Source organism: Vagococcus fessus, from assembly GCF_003987565.1.
GTDB classification, from domain to species: domain Bacteria; phylum Bacillota; class Bacilli; order Lactobacillales; family Vagococcaceae; genus Vagococcus_D; species Vagococcus_D fessus.
The window spans coordinates 405,647-424,222 of the sequence record NZ_NGJY01000001.1 but is presented as its reverse complement, the minus strand read 5'-3'; the positions used below and the strand labels follow the sequence as shown (position 1 = coordinate 424,222).

Sequence of the window (18,576 nt, the reverse complement as noted above, 5' to 3'; positions counted from 1 at the left end):
TTATGAGATAAAAACGATTGCCTCTTTTAGGGTGATCGTTTTAATTTTTAGTAAAGTGAGGGACTAGTATGATGATTCCCGATGGAAAGACAAGGTGGGCAGCAGTTGTTGCTTCGCCAATAGAGCACAGCTTGTCGCCGTTGATTCACAATACGGCTTTTCAATCATTAGGTATTAATGCGACCTATCTAGCGTTTGATGTGTCAGAAGAAGAGCTAGAGGACGCTTTTTCAGGACTAAAGGCATTTAAAGGATTGGGATTCAATTTATCTATGCCTAATAAGCAAGAGGCATTGAAATATGTTGATTGTGTAAGTGAAGAGGCACGACTAATCGGTGCTGTTAATACCGTTGTGAACAGTGAAGGCAGCTTGACTGGCTATAATACGGATGGCATAGGGTTTATCAAGAGCTTGGAGTCAGAACAGGTTTTCGTGACAGATAAAAAAGTCACTGTACTTGGTTCTGGAGGTGCGGGGTTATCAATTATTGTAGCCTTAGCTTTATCGGATGTGAAGAAAATTACAGTGTTTAAACGTCCGAACGATAATTTTGAAGCGGTTAGTGATAATCTTCAATTTATAGCACAGCAGACACGATGCGAAATAGAATTGCTAGCCTTTGGATGTGACACGCGTTTAACAGATACTATTGCAACGAGTGATATCTTAGTAAATACGACTAATGTTGGAATGGGAGAAGGCTCTACAGATACCTTAGTTAAGGAAACGTCTTGCCTAATACCGTCATTAGTAGTGGTAGATATTATATATAATCCAAAAGAGACTCAACTTTTAGAAGATGCGAAATCAAAAGGGTGTCAGACTATCAATGGATTAGGGATGCTTATTTATCAAGCTGCAGAAGCTTTTAAATTATGGACAGGGCAGGATATGCCTGTTGAGGATGTAAAAAAAGCAATACTAGAGCATGAAAGGAATTTATAAGATGACAGATAGTTTAAGAATAGAAATGAAAAGTGAGAGTACTTCTTCAGATATGGAAAAAGTCGTTCAGCAATTAAAAACGGCAGGTTTAACTGTTTCGGTTAATGAAACAACGCCAATCTACTTAAGTGTACAAGGGTCGATAACAGATTCATGTATAACGTCACTTAAGACTAATCCTGTCATCTCTGAATTAAAAGAAGTTACAGGAACCTATAGATTAACAAGTCGTGAGTTTCATCCAGGAAATAGTAAAGTACAAGTTGGTGATATTGAAATAGGAGGTTCTGATTTTGTAACAATGGCGGGTCCTTGTTCAGTTGAAACCTTGGAACAAATGATGACCTGTGCAAGAATCGCTCATGAAGGTGGCGCTAAGGTCCTTCGTGGTGGCGCGTTTAAACCAAGAACATCTCCGTACGCCTTTCAAGGATTAGAAGAAGAAGGGCTCATTTATCTAAGACAAGCTGCAGATGAATATGGTTTGAAAGTAATCACTGAGGTCATGGATGAAGCCAATTTAGAGCTAGTTTGTAAGTATACAGATATCATACAAATCGGGGCACGTAACATGCAAAATTTCCGATTATTAGAGGCCGTGGGTAAAACAACGAAGCCAGTAGCGTTGAAGCGTGGAATTTCTGGAACAATTGATGAATGGTTACATGCTGCAGAATATATTGCAGCTAAAGGGAATACGAATATTATTTTTGTAGAGCGTGGCATCAGGACTTATGAAACAGCAACAAGAAATACATTTGATGTAAGTGCGGTACCGGTTGTTCAAAAGCTTAGTCATTTTCCAATTATTGTTGATCCAAGCCATGGTGTTGGTGTTTGGGATATTGTGCCACCTATGGCTCTTGCTGGAGTCGCCGCGGGAGCTTCTGGTATGATTGTTGAAATCCATCCAAATCCTTCAGAAGCTTGGTCGGATGGACCGCAGTCTTTAAATGAACAAAATTATTTAACGATGATGAAAAAAGTAAATATTCTTAGTCAAACGATGAAAGAGTTAGCTCAATTTGATTAAGTAAAATGAACAAAGGAGAATGTTTATGAAAGTGTGTGTTCCTTTACAAACAACACCTTATACCATTACTTTTAGTAAGGGTGGTTTAAATATGGTTGGAAATTGGCTCTGTGATATATGGAAGCCCCAACGTGTGGCAATAATTACAGATAAGACGGTTTCAGATTTGTATTTAGAGTGTGTAAGCATAAGCTTAAAAAAAGCGGGCTTTGAGGTTTCTCATTTTGCAATTCAACCTGGTGAAGCAAGTAAAAGCTTGGACATGGCAGAGGTGTTATTTCAATGGTTAGCAGAAGAAGGCCTAACTCGAAGTGATGGCATCATGGCTTTGGGCGGAGGTGTTGTGGGAGACCTAGCAGGATTTGTCGCCTCAACGTACATGAGAGGCATTCACTTTGTACAAGTGCCAACAACACTTCTTGCACAGGTTGACAGTAGCGTGGGAGGCAAGACGGCTGTTAATACCGCAGCAGCTAAAAATTTAGTGGGCAGTTTTGCTCAACCTTCGGGTGTATTTATTGATACCATGACTTTACATACGTTATCTGAAAGACGTATCAAAGAAGGTCTAGCTGAAATAATAAAAACTGCAGCAATTCTTGATGCTAAACTTTGGGAAACGCTAGATCGATTTAAAACACTTGATGAGTTTCTTAAAGCGGCAGATGCGGTTATTGCAAGGTGTTGTGAATTAAAAGCATCAGTTGTTTTAGAAGATGAGTTTGATAATGGTCAGAGACTTATTTTGAATTTTGGCCATACGATTGGTCACGCTATTGAAGCAACGATAGGTTATGGTGTTGTGACTCACGGTGAAGCTGTGGCGTTAGGAATGGTACAAATTAGCCAAAGAGCAGAGGATAAAGGGTTAATGCCTAATGGAATAACTCGAGATATTAAGCAAATGTTAATCAAGTTTGGGTTGAAAACACACATAGATAAATGGGATGAAGAAGCACTATTAGAGGCTATTGCTCATGATAAAAAAAAGCGGGGTAATACTCTCAAATTAATTTTGTTAGAAACGATTGGTAAAGCAAAAATTGTCACAGTACCAATTGAAGAAATAGCAAGTTTTTTGAAACGTATAGACTAAGAAAAGGAGAGGATTTATAATGCGTTTTCTTACAGCTGGAGAGTCACATGGTCCAGAGTTAACGGCAATTATTGAAGGATTGCCTGCAGGTATGCCTTTAGATGTAGAGATGATAAACAAAGATTTAAAAAGGCGTCAAGTTGGTTACGGTCGTGGCGGTAGAATGAAAATCGAGCAAGATCAAGTTAGAATTACATCAGGACTAAGACATGGTAAAACATTAGGTTCTCCCTTAACATTAGTCATAGAAAATAAAGATTGGAAAAACTGGCAGTCGGTTATGGGGATAGATCCGGTTACTGAAAAAGAGAAAGTAAAACGCCAAGTGACAAGACCACGTCCTGGGCATGCTGATTTAGTTGGAGGCGTTAAATATAATCACCGTGATCTACGTAATGTTTTAGAGAGATCTTCTGCACGTGAAACAGCTGTAAGAGTTGCGATAGGAGCTGTTTCTAAAGCTATATTGTCAGCCTCTGATTGTGAGGTGATGGCTCATGTTACCGAAATTGGTGGGATAAAAGCGAGCATTTCAGAAGGTACATCACTAGGTGATTTGAAGATGAAGTCGGAACGTTCAGATGTGAGGTGTTGTGACGAGAATGCAGCTGGTTTAATGCGCGAAGCGATTGATAGAGCTAAGAAAGAAGGCAATACATTAGGGGGTATTGTTGAGGTTGTTGTGACGGGACTTCCAATTGGATTGGGAAGTTACACACAATGGGATCAGAAATTAGATGCAAAATTAGCGCAAGCTATGTTGAGTATAAACGCATTTAAAGGTGTAGAATTTGGTGTAGGATTTGAGGCTGCGCGATTACCAGGCAGTGATGTGATGGATGAGATTATTTGGGATCAATCTCAAGGATATACAAGAAAATCAAATAGACTAGGCGGATTTGAAGGAGGCATGACCAATGGTATGCCTGTTATTGTTAGAGGGGTCATGAAACCTATTCCAACATTATATAAACCGCTAGAAAGTGTTGACATCAACACTAAGGAAGTTTATACAGCTAGTGTTGAGCGTTCTGATTCGTGTGCTGTACCAGCAGCAAGTGTTATTGCAGAAGCGGTTATTGCTACAGAATTAGCAAAAGCTCTTTTAGATAAATTTGATGGTGATTCTTATACTAACTTAATTGGAACTATCAAAGAATATAAAAACTATACAACAGAGTATTAGACTTATAAGGGGAAGAAAATGAAACTTAAAACGAATATTACAAAAATGGTTGGTGAAGTGGCTGTTCCTGGCGATAAGTCAATTTCACATAGAAGTATTATGCTTGGCGTTATGGCTCATGGTACAACAGTTATTAATAATTTTTTATTAGCAGAAGATTGTTTAGAAACAGTTATTCTTTTTAAAACGTTAGGTGCTGAAATTGAGGTGGATAGTGAGACTGCTACTGTTACGATCAAGGGTGGTGGATTACAATCGTTAACTCAACCTAACGAAGATCTATATGTAGGGAATTCTGGGACAACAATGCGCTTAGGCTTAGGTGTTTTATCAGGTGTTCCGTTTATGACACGATTTAAAGGTGATGACTCTTTAACCAAGCGTCCTATGGAGCGAGTGATGGCACCATTAAGAGAGATGATGGCTATCACTTTTGCGGAAAACGGGGGAGATACTCCGCCAATTATTATGCTAGGAACATCTCGCTTACGTGGTAGAACTCATAAAATGACCATTGCTAGTGCTCAAGTAAAATCGGCTATTTTATTAGCAGGCCTATCTGCAACAGGTGAAACAGTTGTCGAAGAGTTAGAAAAAACTCGCAATCACACGGAACAGATGATTAGACAATTCGGTGGTGAATTGACTGTCTCAGGTAAAACTATTCGCTTGATGGGTCCTCAAGTTCTAACAGGAACAACTGTTGTAGTACCGGGAGATATATCTTCGGCTGCTTATTTTATCGCTGCTGGAATATTAATAAAAGATAGTGAGCTTACTTTACCTAATGTAGGTTTAAATCCAACACGAACAGGTATCTTAGACGTGCTAAAAACAATGGGTGCGCAGTATGATATAAAAAATAAGACAGATGGACCTGAACCTAGAGGAACTATTAGCGTCACTACTAGTGAGCTTAAAGGCACTACAATCGAGGGTGAGATTATTCCGACTTTGATTGATGAGTTGCCAATAATTGCACTTTTAGCAACACAAGCTAAAGGGAAAACGATTATTAAAGACGCATCAGAATTAAAAGTAAAAGAAACAAATCGTATAGATTTAACTGCTCAAGAGTTAAATAAGATGGGTGCTAAAGTTACTCCAACAGAGGACGGACTAATTATAGAAGGACCAACGCCTTTGAAGGGTGCTCATGTATCAAGTCATGGGGATCACCGTTTGGGTATGATGTTAGCTATCGCAGCATTACTTGTAAAAGAAGGCGATGTTGAATTAGAAAATGTTGATTCGATTCGAGTATCTTATCCGTCATTTATTGAAGATTTAAGTAATTTAATAGAGGGTAAATAGGTGGAGGTATGTTTTTTTTAGTAGGATTTATGGCATCGGGAAAAACAACAGTCGGGTCGCAACTTGCTGCTGCAATGGAACTGGAATTCTGTGATTTAGATTGTAGGTTTGAAGAGATAACAACGCTAACTATTCCAGCCTTTTTTGAAAAGTATGGCGAAGAAGCATTTAGAGATAAAGAAAGCGAGATACTTCGTGATGTAGTGAACGAGTGTTCAAAAAGAGTTTTTGGAACAGGTGGGGGTTGCGTCATACGTGAAGAAAATCGCGCGCTACTCGATAGACAACACGTCATTTATTTAAAAGTACCATTTGAAGTTATATATAAACGTTTGACTGCCAAAAATAAAAGTGCCCGTCCTTTAGCTAATACGAAGTCTAAAGAAGAGTTGCGTGCGCTTTATAAAGAACGTGAAAAATGGTATAGGTCTGTATCAACTTATTGTATTGAGTGTGAAGACTATCTTCCTAGTGAAATTGTAGCGTTGATTTTAAATCTACTAGACCATTAAGTTTATAAATTTATTAAGCGTAAGTCATATATCTTTATAATTGCACTGAAATCTATTATTCTTATTTTATGGTCTTTTAAATAAAAGTAAAGAGGTGACGATGTGTGAGTTCTCCTTATAAGGGGCAAAAAATGGGACTAAGTGGTGTTATTCGTTCGTTTGGGAAATTATTTTTATTTATTCTTATTATGTGTATTGCGTACTGTTATTATAACTATACCCAAGGCAAACGATTGTCAGAAAATGATATAAACTACAAAGAACCTAGTGAGATGATTTATAAGGGCAAAAAGAATCGAAACGGAAGTACCAGTAGTATAGTGATTGTGAATAAAGGCAACGATTATTCAAAACGCGAGGCGAGTGCAATCATGTTTGTTGATTATTATTCGAAAGATAAAACCCCTCGTTTAATTTCTTTTTTTCCACAAGCGATAATCAAAACGAGCTCGAATCAAAAAACGTCATTAGCAGAACGTTTTAAAGAAGATGGGCCAGAGGGAGTTCGAGCTTTACTCAAAGAAAGTTTAGATTTAGATTCTAATTATTACTGTGTGTTATCGCCCTATGCTTTAGAAAAAAGTATGGAGGGCTTAATCCCTGATGGGGTGACGTTTCAAACTTCCGATCCTTTTACTACCAAATCAAATTTCATTGATTATGCTATAGGGAATGGATCCGAAGCGAATGAGTTGGCGGAAATAACAAAAGATCAGCTTGTATTCGAGGAATTACATAAAGCCAGCTTTACCTTGAAGAACAGTTTGCATGTTCCAAGAGGGATAGGAATTGCTCATGGTTATATGGCAACAAATTTACCTGGAAGAGTTTATACAAGTATTCTAAAAGATTTTATTCTAGGACAAAATAAACCATTGAAAAAAATGATTTTACCCATAGAATGTTTAGTTAACGGGAAAGATACTAAAGAAAATGTTACACTAGACGATGATAAAAACAAAAAAATAGTACATGATTTTTTAAACTAGAAAAGTTTTTGAACATAGAGCTACATGTTTTTTTAAACCTATAGTATAATAGGAACATGCACGAAGAAAAAAGTGAGGTTATTTTTATGAAAACGGCAATTGTGACGGACAGTACAGCTTACTTGTCTGATGAAATAAAAAATCACCCGGATTTATACATTATTCCAATTCCTGTCATTTTGGATGGAAAAATTTACAATGAGGGCATTGATATTGAAGCAAATGATTACTACGATTTATTAAATAACAGTAAAGAATTTCCAACGACTTCTCAACCCTCTATTGGTGAAGTACTTGAGCTGTTTCAAGAGTTAGCCAACAAAGGATATGAACGCGCAATTAGTATACACTTGTCATCAGGTATTTCTGGCTTTGTTAATAACTTAATGGCAATGGCTCCAGGTATTGAAGGCATTGATGTTCGTCCGTTTGATTCGAAAATTACTAGTATGCCAATGGGCTACATGGTTAAAACAGCGCTTGGGATGGTAGAAGCGGGACAAGATATTGATGCGATCTTTGAAAAATTGGAGTTAATTAGAAGTAATACAGATGCTTATCTAGTTGTAGATGATTTGAACATTTTAGTCAGAGGCGGACGTCTTAAAAATGGTGCTGCTCTTATAGGAAGTTTATTGAAAATCAAACCAATTTTAAAATTTGATAATGGTGATATTATTTTATCAGAGAAAATTAGATCAACTAAAAAAGCGTTGTCGCGTGTAGAAGATTTAATGGCAAAAAAACAAAAGAAAACAAAAGAAGATTTGAAATTTTTTATTATTCATGCAAATAGCTTGGCTATTGCTGAACTTGAGAAAAAAGAAATGGAAGAGAAATACCCTGGTATTGAGATTGAAATTGGACATATTGGCCCAGTTGTTGGAACTCATATTGGAGAGAAAGCAATTGTATTTGCTTGGTGTGGTAAATAGTTTTAGCTATTATTTTATTTATATTTAATTACCACTGAGAAAAAGACAAGTGAGACAATCACTTGTCTTTTTCTGTATTATTATTTTTTTACAAGCTTAAATTAGGAGGATTTGATGAAAGAGTATGGTAAGACTGTAAGGACAATTAGAAAAAATAAAAGAATCTTGCAAAAAGAAGTTTATGAGAATTTAGTAGTAAAGAGTTTCGCTATTCGCTTTGAAAAAGGTGAAGTGATGCTACAATATGATACTTTTCTAGAAGTTTTAAACCGGTTAAATGTGACGCCTGATGAATTCCATTTTATTCATAATGATTACAACATGATAGAAGAAAAAACGGTTTGGTCAGAATTAATCCAGGCGATCTCTACTGGTAATGATCGTAAATTGCATAGTATTTATCAAACCTATAAAGGGAGTAAAATTATTTTTGAACAGGTCATGGCTTTTTTAGCAAATGCAATTGATTGCTATAATCCACAGCGGGCAGATCCCCATGCCGGTCTAGATAAAAATGAAGTTAAAGCTGTTTACGACTATTTTAAAGGGCAAGATAGATGGACATTGGATGAAATTACAATTTTTACGACGTGTCATTATATTTTTACGAGTTTAGAACAACAACGTTTGCTTAAAAGATGTTACCCTAGTTTGCGATTATATAGGGGGTATCCTTTTTATAATGAAGGTATGGTGACTTTATTGAGCCATTATATTTTAGATTGCTATCACAAAGGTGACACTAAAGAGGCAAATGCTTGGTTTGTTAAATTAAAATCTATCCCGACGTCCAAGGATGAATTATCACTTAGATTACGTCAATTATTATGTGAGGCTTATTACTGTTATGCTAAAGGGCAAAAGAGTGAAGCTGACCACTTAATTAAAAATCAGTTGTTTATTTTAGAAACATTGGGTCTCGAAAACGAAGCTGAAGGAATTAGTCGTTCTTATAAACGCTTCAAAGAAAATGGTTAGCCGCTGACTTAGGAAATAAAATTAAATTAAGAAAATGAGGCGAAAGCATGAAAGTAGATTGGAAACGTAATATGTATATTGCATGGGCGGGTTGTTTTTTTACAGGCGCAAGTTTCAGTTTAGTCATGCCTTTTATACCTGTCTATATTGAAAGTTTAGGGGCTCCCAAAAATATGATAGAGTTTTATTCGGGAGTATCTATCAGCATCACTGCACTGGCATCTGCGTTGGTTGCGCCAATATGGGGAAGTTTGGCAGATAGAAAAGGGCGGAAGTTGATGATGGTCAGAGCAGCAGCAGGTATGACTTTTACTATGGGGGCATTAGCTTTTGTTCCTAATGTGTATTGGCTGCTGGTTATGAGATTCATGACAGGTATACTTTCTGGATATGTTCCGAATGCAACGGCCATGATAGCTTCTCAAGTACCTATGGAGAAAAATGGGTGGGCTCTTGGAACTTTAGCGACAGGAACTGTTGCAGGGAGTCTAATCGGTCCGATGATGGGTGGTTTACTTGCTCAAACGTTTGGAATGAAAAATGTGTTTATTATCACAGGAACAGTTTTATTTATAACAACAATTTTAACGGTATTCTTTGTAAAAGAAGATTTCACACCTGTATTGAAAAAAGACGTTATTTCAACTAAGGATTTATTTACACAGATTAAAAACCCAGGAATGTTGTATGGTATGTTTGCTACAACGTTAATATTACAAATTGGGATTACAAGTATTTCTCCTATTTTAACGTTATATATACGTGAACTAGGTGGAGATATGTCTAATATTTTATTTGTATCAGGTATGATTGTTTCGGTATCAGGTGTATCTGCATTTGTTTCGTCACCGATACTAGGTAAGATTGGCGACCGCTTTGGTAATCAAAATGTCCTTCTCGGAGGACTTGTATTTTTCCTTTGTACAATAATTCCAATGGCTTTTGTCACAACACCATTTCAGTTAGGCGTCCTGAGATTTTTAATGGGCTTTTCAACAGGAGCATTGATGCCATCAATTAATTCAATAATTAGTAAAATCAGTCCAAAAGAAGGGGTCAGTCGAATCTTTAGCTATAACCAAATGGCTCAAAATTTTGGTCAGGTGTTTGGCCCATTGGTTGGATCGACGATAGCAAGTAGTTTTGGTTATCAAAATGTTTTTATTGGAACAGGTTGTTTTATAGTTCTTAATATTTGTTTATCTCTTTATAATTTTAGAGGTACGATAGGGAAAAAGATTAGATACAAATAAAAAGAAGCCTAATTTAGGCTTCTTTTTATTTTGTTGCTTGTTTAGTTGTAGGTTTAGAAACCACTGCTACTAGGCAGACAACGACTGCTAATAGGACAGAACCCATTAGACCTTGTTCGAAGCTGTATAACGTGTGGCTTAGAGTTGAACCAAGAAACGCTACAACTTGTCCTAAGATTAAAGACCATAATAATACGATTGCATAACGCATTAGCTACACCTCTTTTCACTTCCGTATTTTATCATATAATGAATTGTTTAACAAAGAAAAAATTACCTGAGGCGTGATTAGCTAACGAGCTTTACTTGTATTTCATGTTATAATAGAGAGGATATTAAGAGGAGGTGCTAGAGTGATCACGGCACAATTACAAACATTGAGTTGTTACTCTTTGTTAAAAAGTACCAATAAAATTGAAGAGTTAGTGACAACAGCTAAAAGCTATGGCTATAAAGCAGTAGCGTTGACTGATTTAAATATTATGACAGGTGCTGTTGAGTTTTATAAAAGCTGTAAGAAAAATGATATTAAACCTATTATAGGATTAACCTTAGAGTATCAACTGTCAGAAGAGCATCCAATAGAATGTACGATGCTCCTATACGCTAGCAATCAAAAAGGCTATGAAAATCTCATGAAGATATCATCTACAAAGATGTCACGCGATATGAAGGAGCCATTCTTTTTCTCGGAGTTTAGCGAATTATTAGATAACATTGTGGTGATTGAACCAGAGCATGGCTCACAATTAAGTTATTATTATCAAAAACAGGAAAAAGAGCAATTGGCTACCTATTTGTCAAAATTAACTTATCATATACAGAATGAGATGTTCTATGCGGGTGTTTCTCTGTATCCAGATAATCCCCCTCAAGCAAGTTGGTTAGCTTTATTGGAAACTTATAAAATAGAACCTGTGGCGCTCCATGATGTACGTTATATACACCCACAAGATGCTTTTTCTGTAGCTGTATTAAATCATTTAGAGTTAGGTACCAAGATTACGACTGAAGAAATAGGGCAGTCCGGTTCATTGTATTTATCAAAGTCATCAGATTTCACTCATGTTTATAAAAAATATCAACTAGACCGTGCTGTTATAAATACTAATAAGGTGGTAGAGTTGTGTGATTTTTCTATGTTGTTTAATCAAACCCTTTTACCCCATTATGATATTCCGGGAAATAAAGACGCGTCTTTATTTTTGCGTGAGTTGTGTATAGAAAACTTACCTAAACGAATTGCTAATCCTGGTCAAGAGTATATTGAACGACTGGATTATGAACTGTCAGTAATTGAGGAAATGGGATTTGTCGATTATTTCTTAATTATTTGGGATGTTATGATGTTTGCCCAAAAGGAAGACATCTTATTTGGGCCAGGTAGGGGATCAGCTGCTGGGTCATTAGTTTCTTATTTAACATATATTACTCATGTGGATCCGATTAAATACGATTTATTATTTGAACGATTTTTAAATAAAGACCGTTATACCATGCCTGATATTGATTTAGATATTCCTGATAGACGCCGTGACGAAGTATTGCAATACGTTAATTCACGTTATGGACATCAGTGTGTGTCGCAAATTGCTACTTTTGGAACACTAGCTGCTAAGATGGCTCTTAGGGACATTTCCAGAGTGTTTGGTTTGAATAAAAATGAAATTGGTCAGTGGTCTAAGGCGTTTCCAGCAAGAGGAAAGCACACACTAAAAGAAGCGTTTAAAGAATCTAAGAGCTTTCGCGAATTAGTAGAAAGTTCGGATAAAAACCGTCTGATTTTTGAGGTTGCATGTAAAGTAGAGGGCTTACCAAGACACCTTTCAACACATGCAGCTGGAGTTGTCATTAGTGATCAAGATTTGACTCAGTGGGTTCCTTTGCAAGAAGGAAGTAATGATATTCCGCTAACCCAGTTTACGATGAACGATGTTGAAGAGATTGGGTTGCTTAAAATGGATTTCTTAGGTTTAAAAAACTTAACAATTATCGACGACACCATGAAGAATATTACCTATTCTACTGGTGAAAAGATAGACTTGTTGAGTATCCCTTTAGATGATGATGAAACATTGAAGTTATTTAGAAAGGGTCAAACAACTGGGATTTTTCAATTTGATTCTCAAAATATAAAGAATGTATTGAAAAAGTTAGGGCCGACATCACTAGAAGATGTAGCTGCCGTGAGCGCTCTTCATCGTCCAGGTCCAATGGCTAATATCGATATATTTATCGACCGAAAAAAAGGCAAGGTTCCTGTAACTTATATACACGAGTCATTAAAACCGATTTTAGATGTAACATATGGTGTTATTGTTTATCAAGAACAAATTATGAAGATTGCTAGTGTCATGGCTGGCTTTTCACTAGGAGAGGCAGATATTTTAAGACGTGCCATTGGTAAGAAAAAGAAAGCTGTTTTAGATGAACAACGGGATCATTTTATTAAAGGGTCTTTAAGTCAAGGCTATGATGAAGCCGTGGCTTCAGAAGTATATGATTATATTGAACGTTTTGCTAATTTTGGTTTTAATAGATCACACGCTATTGCTTATGGTTTTGTATCCTATTGGATGGCGTACTTTAAAGTTCATTATACAGGAGAGTTTTTTTCAGCTTTACTTCACTCGGACCGTCAAAATACTGCTAAAGTTAAAGAATATTTACTTGATGCAACACGAATGGGACTTAAAATAGTATCGCCAGATATTAATAAGGCCTCGTTTAGTTTTAGTTTTCAAAAAGACGTACTTGTATTTGGTTTGAGTGCGATTAAAGGTGTTCGTAGTGATTTTGCTAAAAGCATCATTGCAAACCGAAACAATGAAGGCATGTTTAAGTCATTGAAAGATTTTCTAATGAGAATGGAAGAAAAATGGCTTAAAGAAGAGTATATCCTACCTTTAATCTATAGTGGGGCTTTTGATCAGCTTCATTCCAATAGAAAAGAATTAGCAGACGAGTTAGGTGCATTGTTAAAAAGTATCTCATACAGTGCGGGGAGTCTTGATTTACTAGATATTTTGAGTCCTAAAAAAGAGGAACATGCAGATTATACGGTAGGAGAAAAATTAGATCTTGAAGCAGATTATTTAGGAATGTATATTTCTGGACACCCAGTTGATGATTTCAAGCTAGTTAAACTTATAAAAAACGTCACAACAATTGATCAGCTACAAGAAAAAATGACACGGACTATTTTTATATATATAAAACATATAAAAGTGATTCGAGCAAAAACAGGGGAAAAGATGGCCTTTTTGGAAGGAAATGATGGGACAGGAGAGTTATCATTAACGTTGTTCCCTGGTGTTTATAAACAAGTCTCTGATTTATTAGAATTAGATAAAGTATTAGTTGTGACGGGTAAGGTTGAGCGAAGCGCATACACTCAAAGTCTGCAAATGTTAGTTAATACCGTTGAGTCAGCAGAAGACCTATCTGAAAAAATGGGCCCTAAAGTGTGCTACATCAAAATACCCGCTGATAAATATAGTCAAGAAATCGTAGGGGAGTTAACGGCTATTTTGAAGAAATATGAGGGTAAGTGTCCAATAATTTTATTCAATGAGCAAAGTGCACAAAAAAATATTTTAAATGCCGAACTTTGGGTAAAAGAGTCCGAAGAATTAAAAAATGAGGTATGCTATTTACTAGGAAAAAGCACGATTATCTTTCAGTAATTGTGATTTTAGTAATTAGTCAGTAATTTTTCATAGTATTTTCATATTTTAAAAGACTTTTTACTGTAAAAATGGTAGAATTATGACGTTGTAGTATTGTATACTGTTATTAAGGTAAAAAATACTTAAATATAACAAATTAAATAAAAATTTATTGAGGTGAGTTAACTATGAAACGTATTGCTATTTTAACAAGTGGTGGAGATGCTCCAGGAATGAACGCTGCAGCTCGCGCAGTTACTCGTAAAGCTATTTACGAAGGTATGGAAGTATACGGTATTAATTATGGTTACGCAGGTTTGGTTGCCGGAGATATTCGTAAACTAGAAATCGCTGATGTTGGTGATATCATCCAACGTGGGGGAACATTCTTATATTCAGCACGTTATCCAGAATTTGCTACTCAAGAAGGACAATTAAAAGGAATTGAACAACTTAAAAAATTCGGTATCGAAGGTTTAGTTGTTATTGGTGGAGATGGTTCTTACCATGGTGCGTTAGCATTAACAAAACATGGCTTCCCAGCAGTTGGTATTCCAGGAACTATCGATAATGATATCCCAGGAACAGATTATACAATTGGTTTCGATACAGCTATTAATACTGTATTAGATGCGGTTGATAAAATTCGTGATACAGCTACTTCACATGTTCGTACTTTCGTAATCGAAGTTATGGGACGTAATGCTGGTGATATCGCTCTTTGGGCAGGTGTTGCAGGTGGAGCTGACGTTATTGTTGTTCCAGAACAAGAGTTTGACATGAAAGAAGTCGCCACTAAAATTGCTGAAGGCCGTGAACGTGGTAAAAAACATTGCTTAATTATGTTAGCTGAGGGTGTAATGCCAGGTCATGAATTTGCTGAGAAATTATCAGAACATGGCGATTTCCATGAACGTGTATCCGTATTGGGGCATATTGTTCGTGGTGGTTCACCAACTGCACGTGATCGTGTACTTGCAAGTAAATTTGGTGGGAAAGCTGTTGACCTTCTTAAAGAAGGAAAAGGTGGACTATGTGTCGGTATTCGCAATGAAGAAATCGTTGCTGCAGATATCGTAGATACTTTAGAAAATGGTAAACACAAACCAGATATGTCTTTATACACATTAAATCAAGAAATTTCTTTATAATCTAAAAGCTTTATTATAGATGATTCAAAATACAGAATATAGGAGCGTTATTGTAATGAAAAAAACTAAGATTGTATGTACCATTGGACCAGCTAGTGAAACGGTTGAAACATTAGCTCAATTAATGAATTCAGGAATGAACGTTTGTCGTTTAAACTTCTCTCATGGAGATTTCGAAGAACACGGTAACCGTATCAAAAATATTCGTGAAGCTTCAAAATTAACAGGTAAACGTGTTGCCATTCTTTTAGATACTAAAGGACCAGAAATCCGTACACATGATATGGCTGGCGGATCAAAAATTACAATCGTTAAAGGATCAACAGTTCGTATTTCAATGACTCAAGTTGAAGGAACTCCTGAAAAATTCTCAGTAACATACCCAGAATTAATTAACGATGTTACTCCAGGATCACACATCTTATTAGATGATGGTTTAATTGATTTAGAAGTAACAGAAATCGATAAAGCTGCTGGCGAAATCGTAACAGTTGCTCAAAATGAAGGATTATTAGGAAGCAAAAAAGGGGTTAACGTTCCTGGCGCTTCAATCAACTTACCAGGTATCACACCTAAAGATGCTGCTGATATCGAATTTGGTATCCAAAATGATATCGACTTTATCGCTGCAAGTTTCGTACGTCGTCCAAGCGATGTATTAGAAATTACTAAAATTTTAGATAAACATGATGCAACTCACATCCAAATTATTTCTAAAATCGAAAACCAAGAAGGTATCGATAACTTAGACGATATCTTAAAAGTTTCTGATGGTTTAATGGTTGCTCGTGGTGACTTAGGGGTAGAAATCCCAACTGAAGAAGTACCAGTTGCACAAAAATTAATGATTAAAAAATGTAATGAATTAGGTAAGGTTGTTATTACTGCAACACAAATGCTTGATTCTATGCAAAAAAATCCTCGTCCTACACGTGCTGAAGCAAGTGATGTGGCGAATGCTATCTATGATGGTACAGATGCTATCATGTTATCAGGTGAAACAGCTGCAGGGGATTACCCAGTAGAAGCTGTTCAAACAATGCATAACATTGCTGTTCGTACTGAAGAAGCTTTAGTAGAACAAGATGCTTACGCTCTTAAAAACTATGCTCAATCAGATATGACTGAAGCTATTGGTCAATCAGTTGGTCATACAGCTAAAAACTTAGGTATTAAAACAATCGTTGCTGCGACTGAATCTGGTCACACTGCACGTATGATTTCTAAATACCGTCCAAAATCTCATATCGTTGCGATTACATTCGAAGAACGTAAAGCACGTGGTTTAGCATTAGCTTGGGGCGTATTCCCAACGGTTACTGAAAAACCAGCTTCTACAGATGATATGTTCACATTAGCTACTGAAGTTTCTCAAGAACAAGGGTTTGCTTCAGAAGGTGATTTAATCATCATCACTGCAGGTGTTCCAGTAGGCGAACGTGGTACAACTAACTTAATGAAGATTCAATTAATCGGTTCTAAATTATTAGAAGGTCAAGGCGTAGGCCGTGAAGCTTTCGTTGGTAATACAGTTGTTGCTGCTACTGCTGAAGAAGCAAATGCTAACGCTACTGAAGGTTGTGTCTTAGTTGTTAAAACAACGGATAAAGATTACATGCCAGCTATCGAAAAAGCAGGAGCTTTAATCGTTGAAGAAGGTGGCTTAACTTCTCACGCAGCTGTTGTTGGTATCGCTAAAGGTATTCCAGTAATCGTTGCAGCTACAGATGCTACAACTAAGATTGCTGCTGATACATTAGTTACTGTTGACCCTCGTCACGGTATCGTATCAAGTGGTTTAAAATCACAAGCATAATTTAAGAATTCTTTAAAAGACTAGGAAATCCCTAGTCTTTTTTTAATTTATAAACGCAAAATACCACCATGTGTTTCATTTGTGTTAGAATAAGGAGACTATTTTTTGTCAAAACAGAAGAGAAAGAAAGTGACACAATGACTAAACGTAAACGACCAGATGTGCCCTATAAGCAATATATAATTTCATTAATTTGTATGGGGATTATTGCAGGTGGCGGTGCTTATAAAATAACAGAAATGCGCTATGATCAGGAAAGAAATCAGTTAGCGACAGTTATGCCACATTTTGATGATATGATGAAAATTAACACCACATATGAAACTATTAGAAATTCGTATGTGGGCAAGATTAAGAATGAAGAATTAGTTGATGGCGCTATTAAGGGGATGACCCAAGCTTTAAATGATCCTTATTCAGATTATTTTAGTGGGAAAGAGTTTGATGAATTAAATGAAACAATTTCGGGGTCGTTTGCTGGTATAGGAGCAGTAATGACGGTTAAGGATAACAATCTAGTTATTGCAGAACCTCCTGTAAAAAACTCTCCGGCAGAGAAAGCTCTTTTAAAAGCTGAAGATATTATTTTGAAAGTCAATGGTAAAGCAACTAAAGGAAAAGAATTAAGTGAAGTTGTTAAAGAAGTTCGTGGAGAAAAAGGGACTAAAGTTAAGTTGACTGTGCAGCGTGGAGAAGATATTTTTGACAAGTCATTAGTTCGCGATGATATTCCTGTAGAAACAGTTTTTGGTGCTATTTCTAAAGATAATGATAAAATTGGCTCGATTATTATTAGTAACTTCTCAGAACGAACAGCAGCTGATTTAAAAGATCAGATTGAAGTCCTTCGAAAAGAAGGGGCTCAAGCTTTTATTATTGATTTAAGACAAAATCCAGGCGGCTTATTGGATCAGGTTGCTGAAATGAGTAGTATGTTCTTAAAAGATGGTAAAACAATTGTTCAGTTTGAAGATAAAGATGGAAATAAAGAAGCTTTAAAAGCTAATAAAGGTGTAGATAAAGGCTTTAAAGTGAAAGAGCCGGTAGTAGTTCTTGTTGATGAGGGAAGTGCGAGTGCATCGGAAATTTTTGCAGCAGCTCTAAATGAGTCTGCAGGTGTCCCGATAATAGGGACAAAAACATATGGTAAAGGTACCGTTCAAACTGTTCAACCACTGTCTGAAGAAAGTGAATTGAAATTAACAACTAATAAATGGCTAACTCCTAAAGGAAATTGGATACATAAAAAAGGATTAGAGCCAACTATAGCAACGGAATATCCTGATTTTGCTTACCTTGCACCAATTGGAAGAGACATGACATATCAAGAAGGTGTAACAGGTAAAGTTATGGTTAATATTAATGGGATTTTAGCGGGAATAGGCTATGATGTAGATGCTAAAAGTGATAAATACGATGGCCAAACTAAAGCCGCTGTCAGTGAGCATCAAGCGAAATTTGATCTACCTGTTACAGGAGAAATTGATAATGACACAGCTCGTAGTTTAGAAAAAGAATTAGCGAAAAAAATTATCGATAACGATGAAACTATGACTAGGGCACTAGAAGAAATCGTCAAAAAAATAAACTAAAATGACTCACTCTACCTTAATATGTTAGGTAGAGTGAGTTTTTATTTTATAAAAAGTATTAAAAGAGTAGCCAATCCCTCTTTTTTTTATTATGATAGATATAGTG

General features: G+C 36.3%; 15 protein-coding genes. 14 read left to right on the top strand and 1 reads right to left on the bottom strand.

All coding sequences use genetic code 11. The features are described from left to right. Positions 1 to 68: 68 nt before the first annotated feature. The 10 genes from aroE (at position 69) to CBF31_RS02090 (ending at position 10,243) form a co-directional block, all read left to right on the top strand. Complete coding sequence (aroE, locus tag CBF31_RS02135) at positions 69 to 947, top strand: shikimate dehydrogenase (RefSeq protein ID WP_126830502.1); 879 nt, start codon at positions 69 to 71, stop codon at positions 945 to 947. A gap of 1 nt (position 948) precedes the next feature. Then, on the top strand, positions 949 to 1,980 hold the full coding sequence (gene aroF, locus CBF31_RS02130; RefSeq protein ID WP_245977901.1) for a 3-deoxy-7-phosphoheptulonate synthase: 1,032 nt from the start codon (positions 949 to 951) through the stop codon (positions 1,978 to 1,980). 25 nt (positions 1,981 to 2,005) lie between these two features. Further along, positions 2,006 to 3,076: a 3-dehydroquinate synthase gene (gene aroB / locus CBF31_RS02125; protein WP_126830500.1), complete on the top strand. Its 1,071-nt coding sequence runs from the start codon at positions 2,006 to 2,008 to the stop codon at positions 3,074 to 3,076. Between the two features lie 19 nt (positions 3,077 to 3,095). Next, entirely contained in the window at positions 3,096 to 4,262 is a 1,167-nt protein-coding gene (aroC, locus tag CBF31_RS02120) for a chorismate synthase (protein ID WP_126830499.1), read from the top strand. Between the two features lie 18 nt (positions 4,263 to 4,280). After that, positions 4,281 to 5,576: a 3-phosphoshikimate 1-carboxyvinyltransferase gene (aroA, locus tag CBF31_RS02115; protein ID WP_126830497.1), complete on the top strand. Its 1,296-nt coding sequence runs from the start codon at positions 4,281 to 4,283 to the stop codon at positions 5,574 to 5,576. A gap of 8 nt (positions 5,577 to 5,584) precedes the next feature. Continuing rightward, entirely contained in the window at positions 5,585 to 6,088 is a 504-nt protein-coding gene (locus CBF31_RS02110) for a shikimate kinase (protein WP_126830495.1), read from the top strand. Positions 6,089 to 6,192: 104 nt separating this feature from the next. After that, positions 6,193 to 7,077, top strand: a complete 885-nt coding sequence (locus CBF31_RS02105; protein ID WP_126830493.1) for a hypothetical protein — start codon at positions 6,193 to 6,195, stop codon at positions 7,075 to 7,077. Between the two features lie 86 nt (positions 7,078 to 7,163). After that, complete coding sequence (locus CBF31_RS02100) at positions 7,164 to 8,012, top strand: DegV family protein (RefSeq protein ID WP_126830491.1); 849 nt, start codon at positions 7,164 to 7,166, stop codon at positions 8,010 to 8,012. 114 nt (positions 8,013 to 8,126) lie between these two features. Further along, entirely contained in the window at positions 8,127 to 8,990 is an 864-nt protein-coding gene (locus CBF31_RS02095; protein ID WP_126830489.1) for an Rgg/GadR/MutR family transcriptional regulator, read from the top strand. Between the two features lie 47 nt (positions 8,991 to 9,037). After that, the gene (locus CBF31_RS02090; protein ID WP_126830487.1) at positions 9,038 to 10,243 is read left to right on the top strand and encodes a multidrug efflux MFS transporter; all 1,206 of its coding nucleotides are present in this window, start codon (positions 9,038 to 9,040) and stop codon (positions 10,241 to 10,243) included. A 25-nt stretch (positions 10,244 to 10,268) separates the two neighbouring features. On the opposite strand, the gene CBF31_RS02085 is transcribed toward CBF31_RS02090, so the two are convergent. Beyond that, positions 10,269 to 10,454 (bottom strand): DUF2929 family protein, encoded by a 186-nt coding sequence (locus CBF31_RS02085; protein WP_126830485.1) that lies wholly within the window; start codon positions 10,452 to 10,454, stop codon positions 10,269 to 10,271. A 142-nt stretch (positions 10,455 to 10,596) separates the two neighbouring features. Here CBF31_RS02085 and dnaE point away from each other — a divergent pair, with 142 nt between their 5' ends. The 4 genes from dnaE (at position 10,597) to CBF31_RS02060 (ending at position 18,470) form a co-directional block, all read left to right on the top strand. After that, positions 10,597 to 13,929, top strand: a complete 3,333-nt coding sequence (dnaE, locus tag CBF31_RS02080; RefSeq protein ID WP_170167840.1) for a DNA polymerase III subunit alpha — start codon at positions 10,597 to 10,599, stop codon at positions 13,927 to 13,929. 170 nt (positions 13,930 to 14,099) lie between these two features. Continuing rightward, entirely contained in the window at positions 14,100 to 15,062 is a 963-nt protein-coding gene (gene pfkA / locus CBF31_RS02070) for a 6-phosphofructokinase (RefSeq protein ID WP_126830481.1), read from the top strand. Between the two features lie 55 nt (positions 15,063 to 15,117). Further along, positions 15,118 to 16,878, top strand: a complete 1,761-nt coding sequence (pyk, locus tag CBF31_RS02065; protein WP_126830479.1) for a pyruvate kinase — start codon at positions 15,118 to 15,120, stop codon at positions 16,876 to 16,878. A 137-nt stretch (positions 16,879 to 17,015) separates the two neighbouring features. Beyond that, a complete protein-coding gene (locus tag CBF31_RS02060; protein WP_126830477.1) occupies positions 17,016 to 18,470 on the top strand; it encodes a S41 family peptidase in 1,455 nt (484 codons plus the stop codon). Positions 18,471 to 18,576 lie beyond the last annotated feature (106 nt).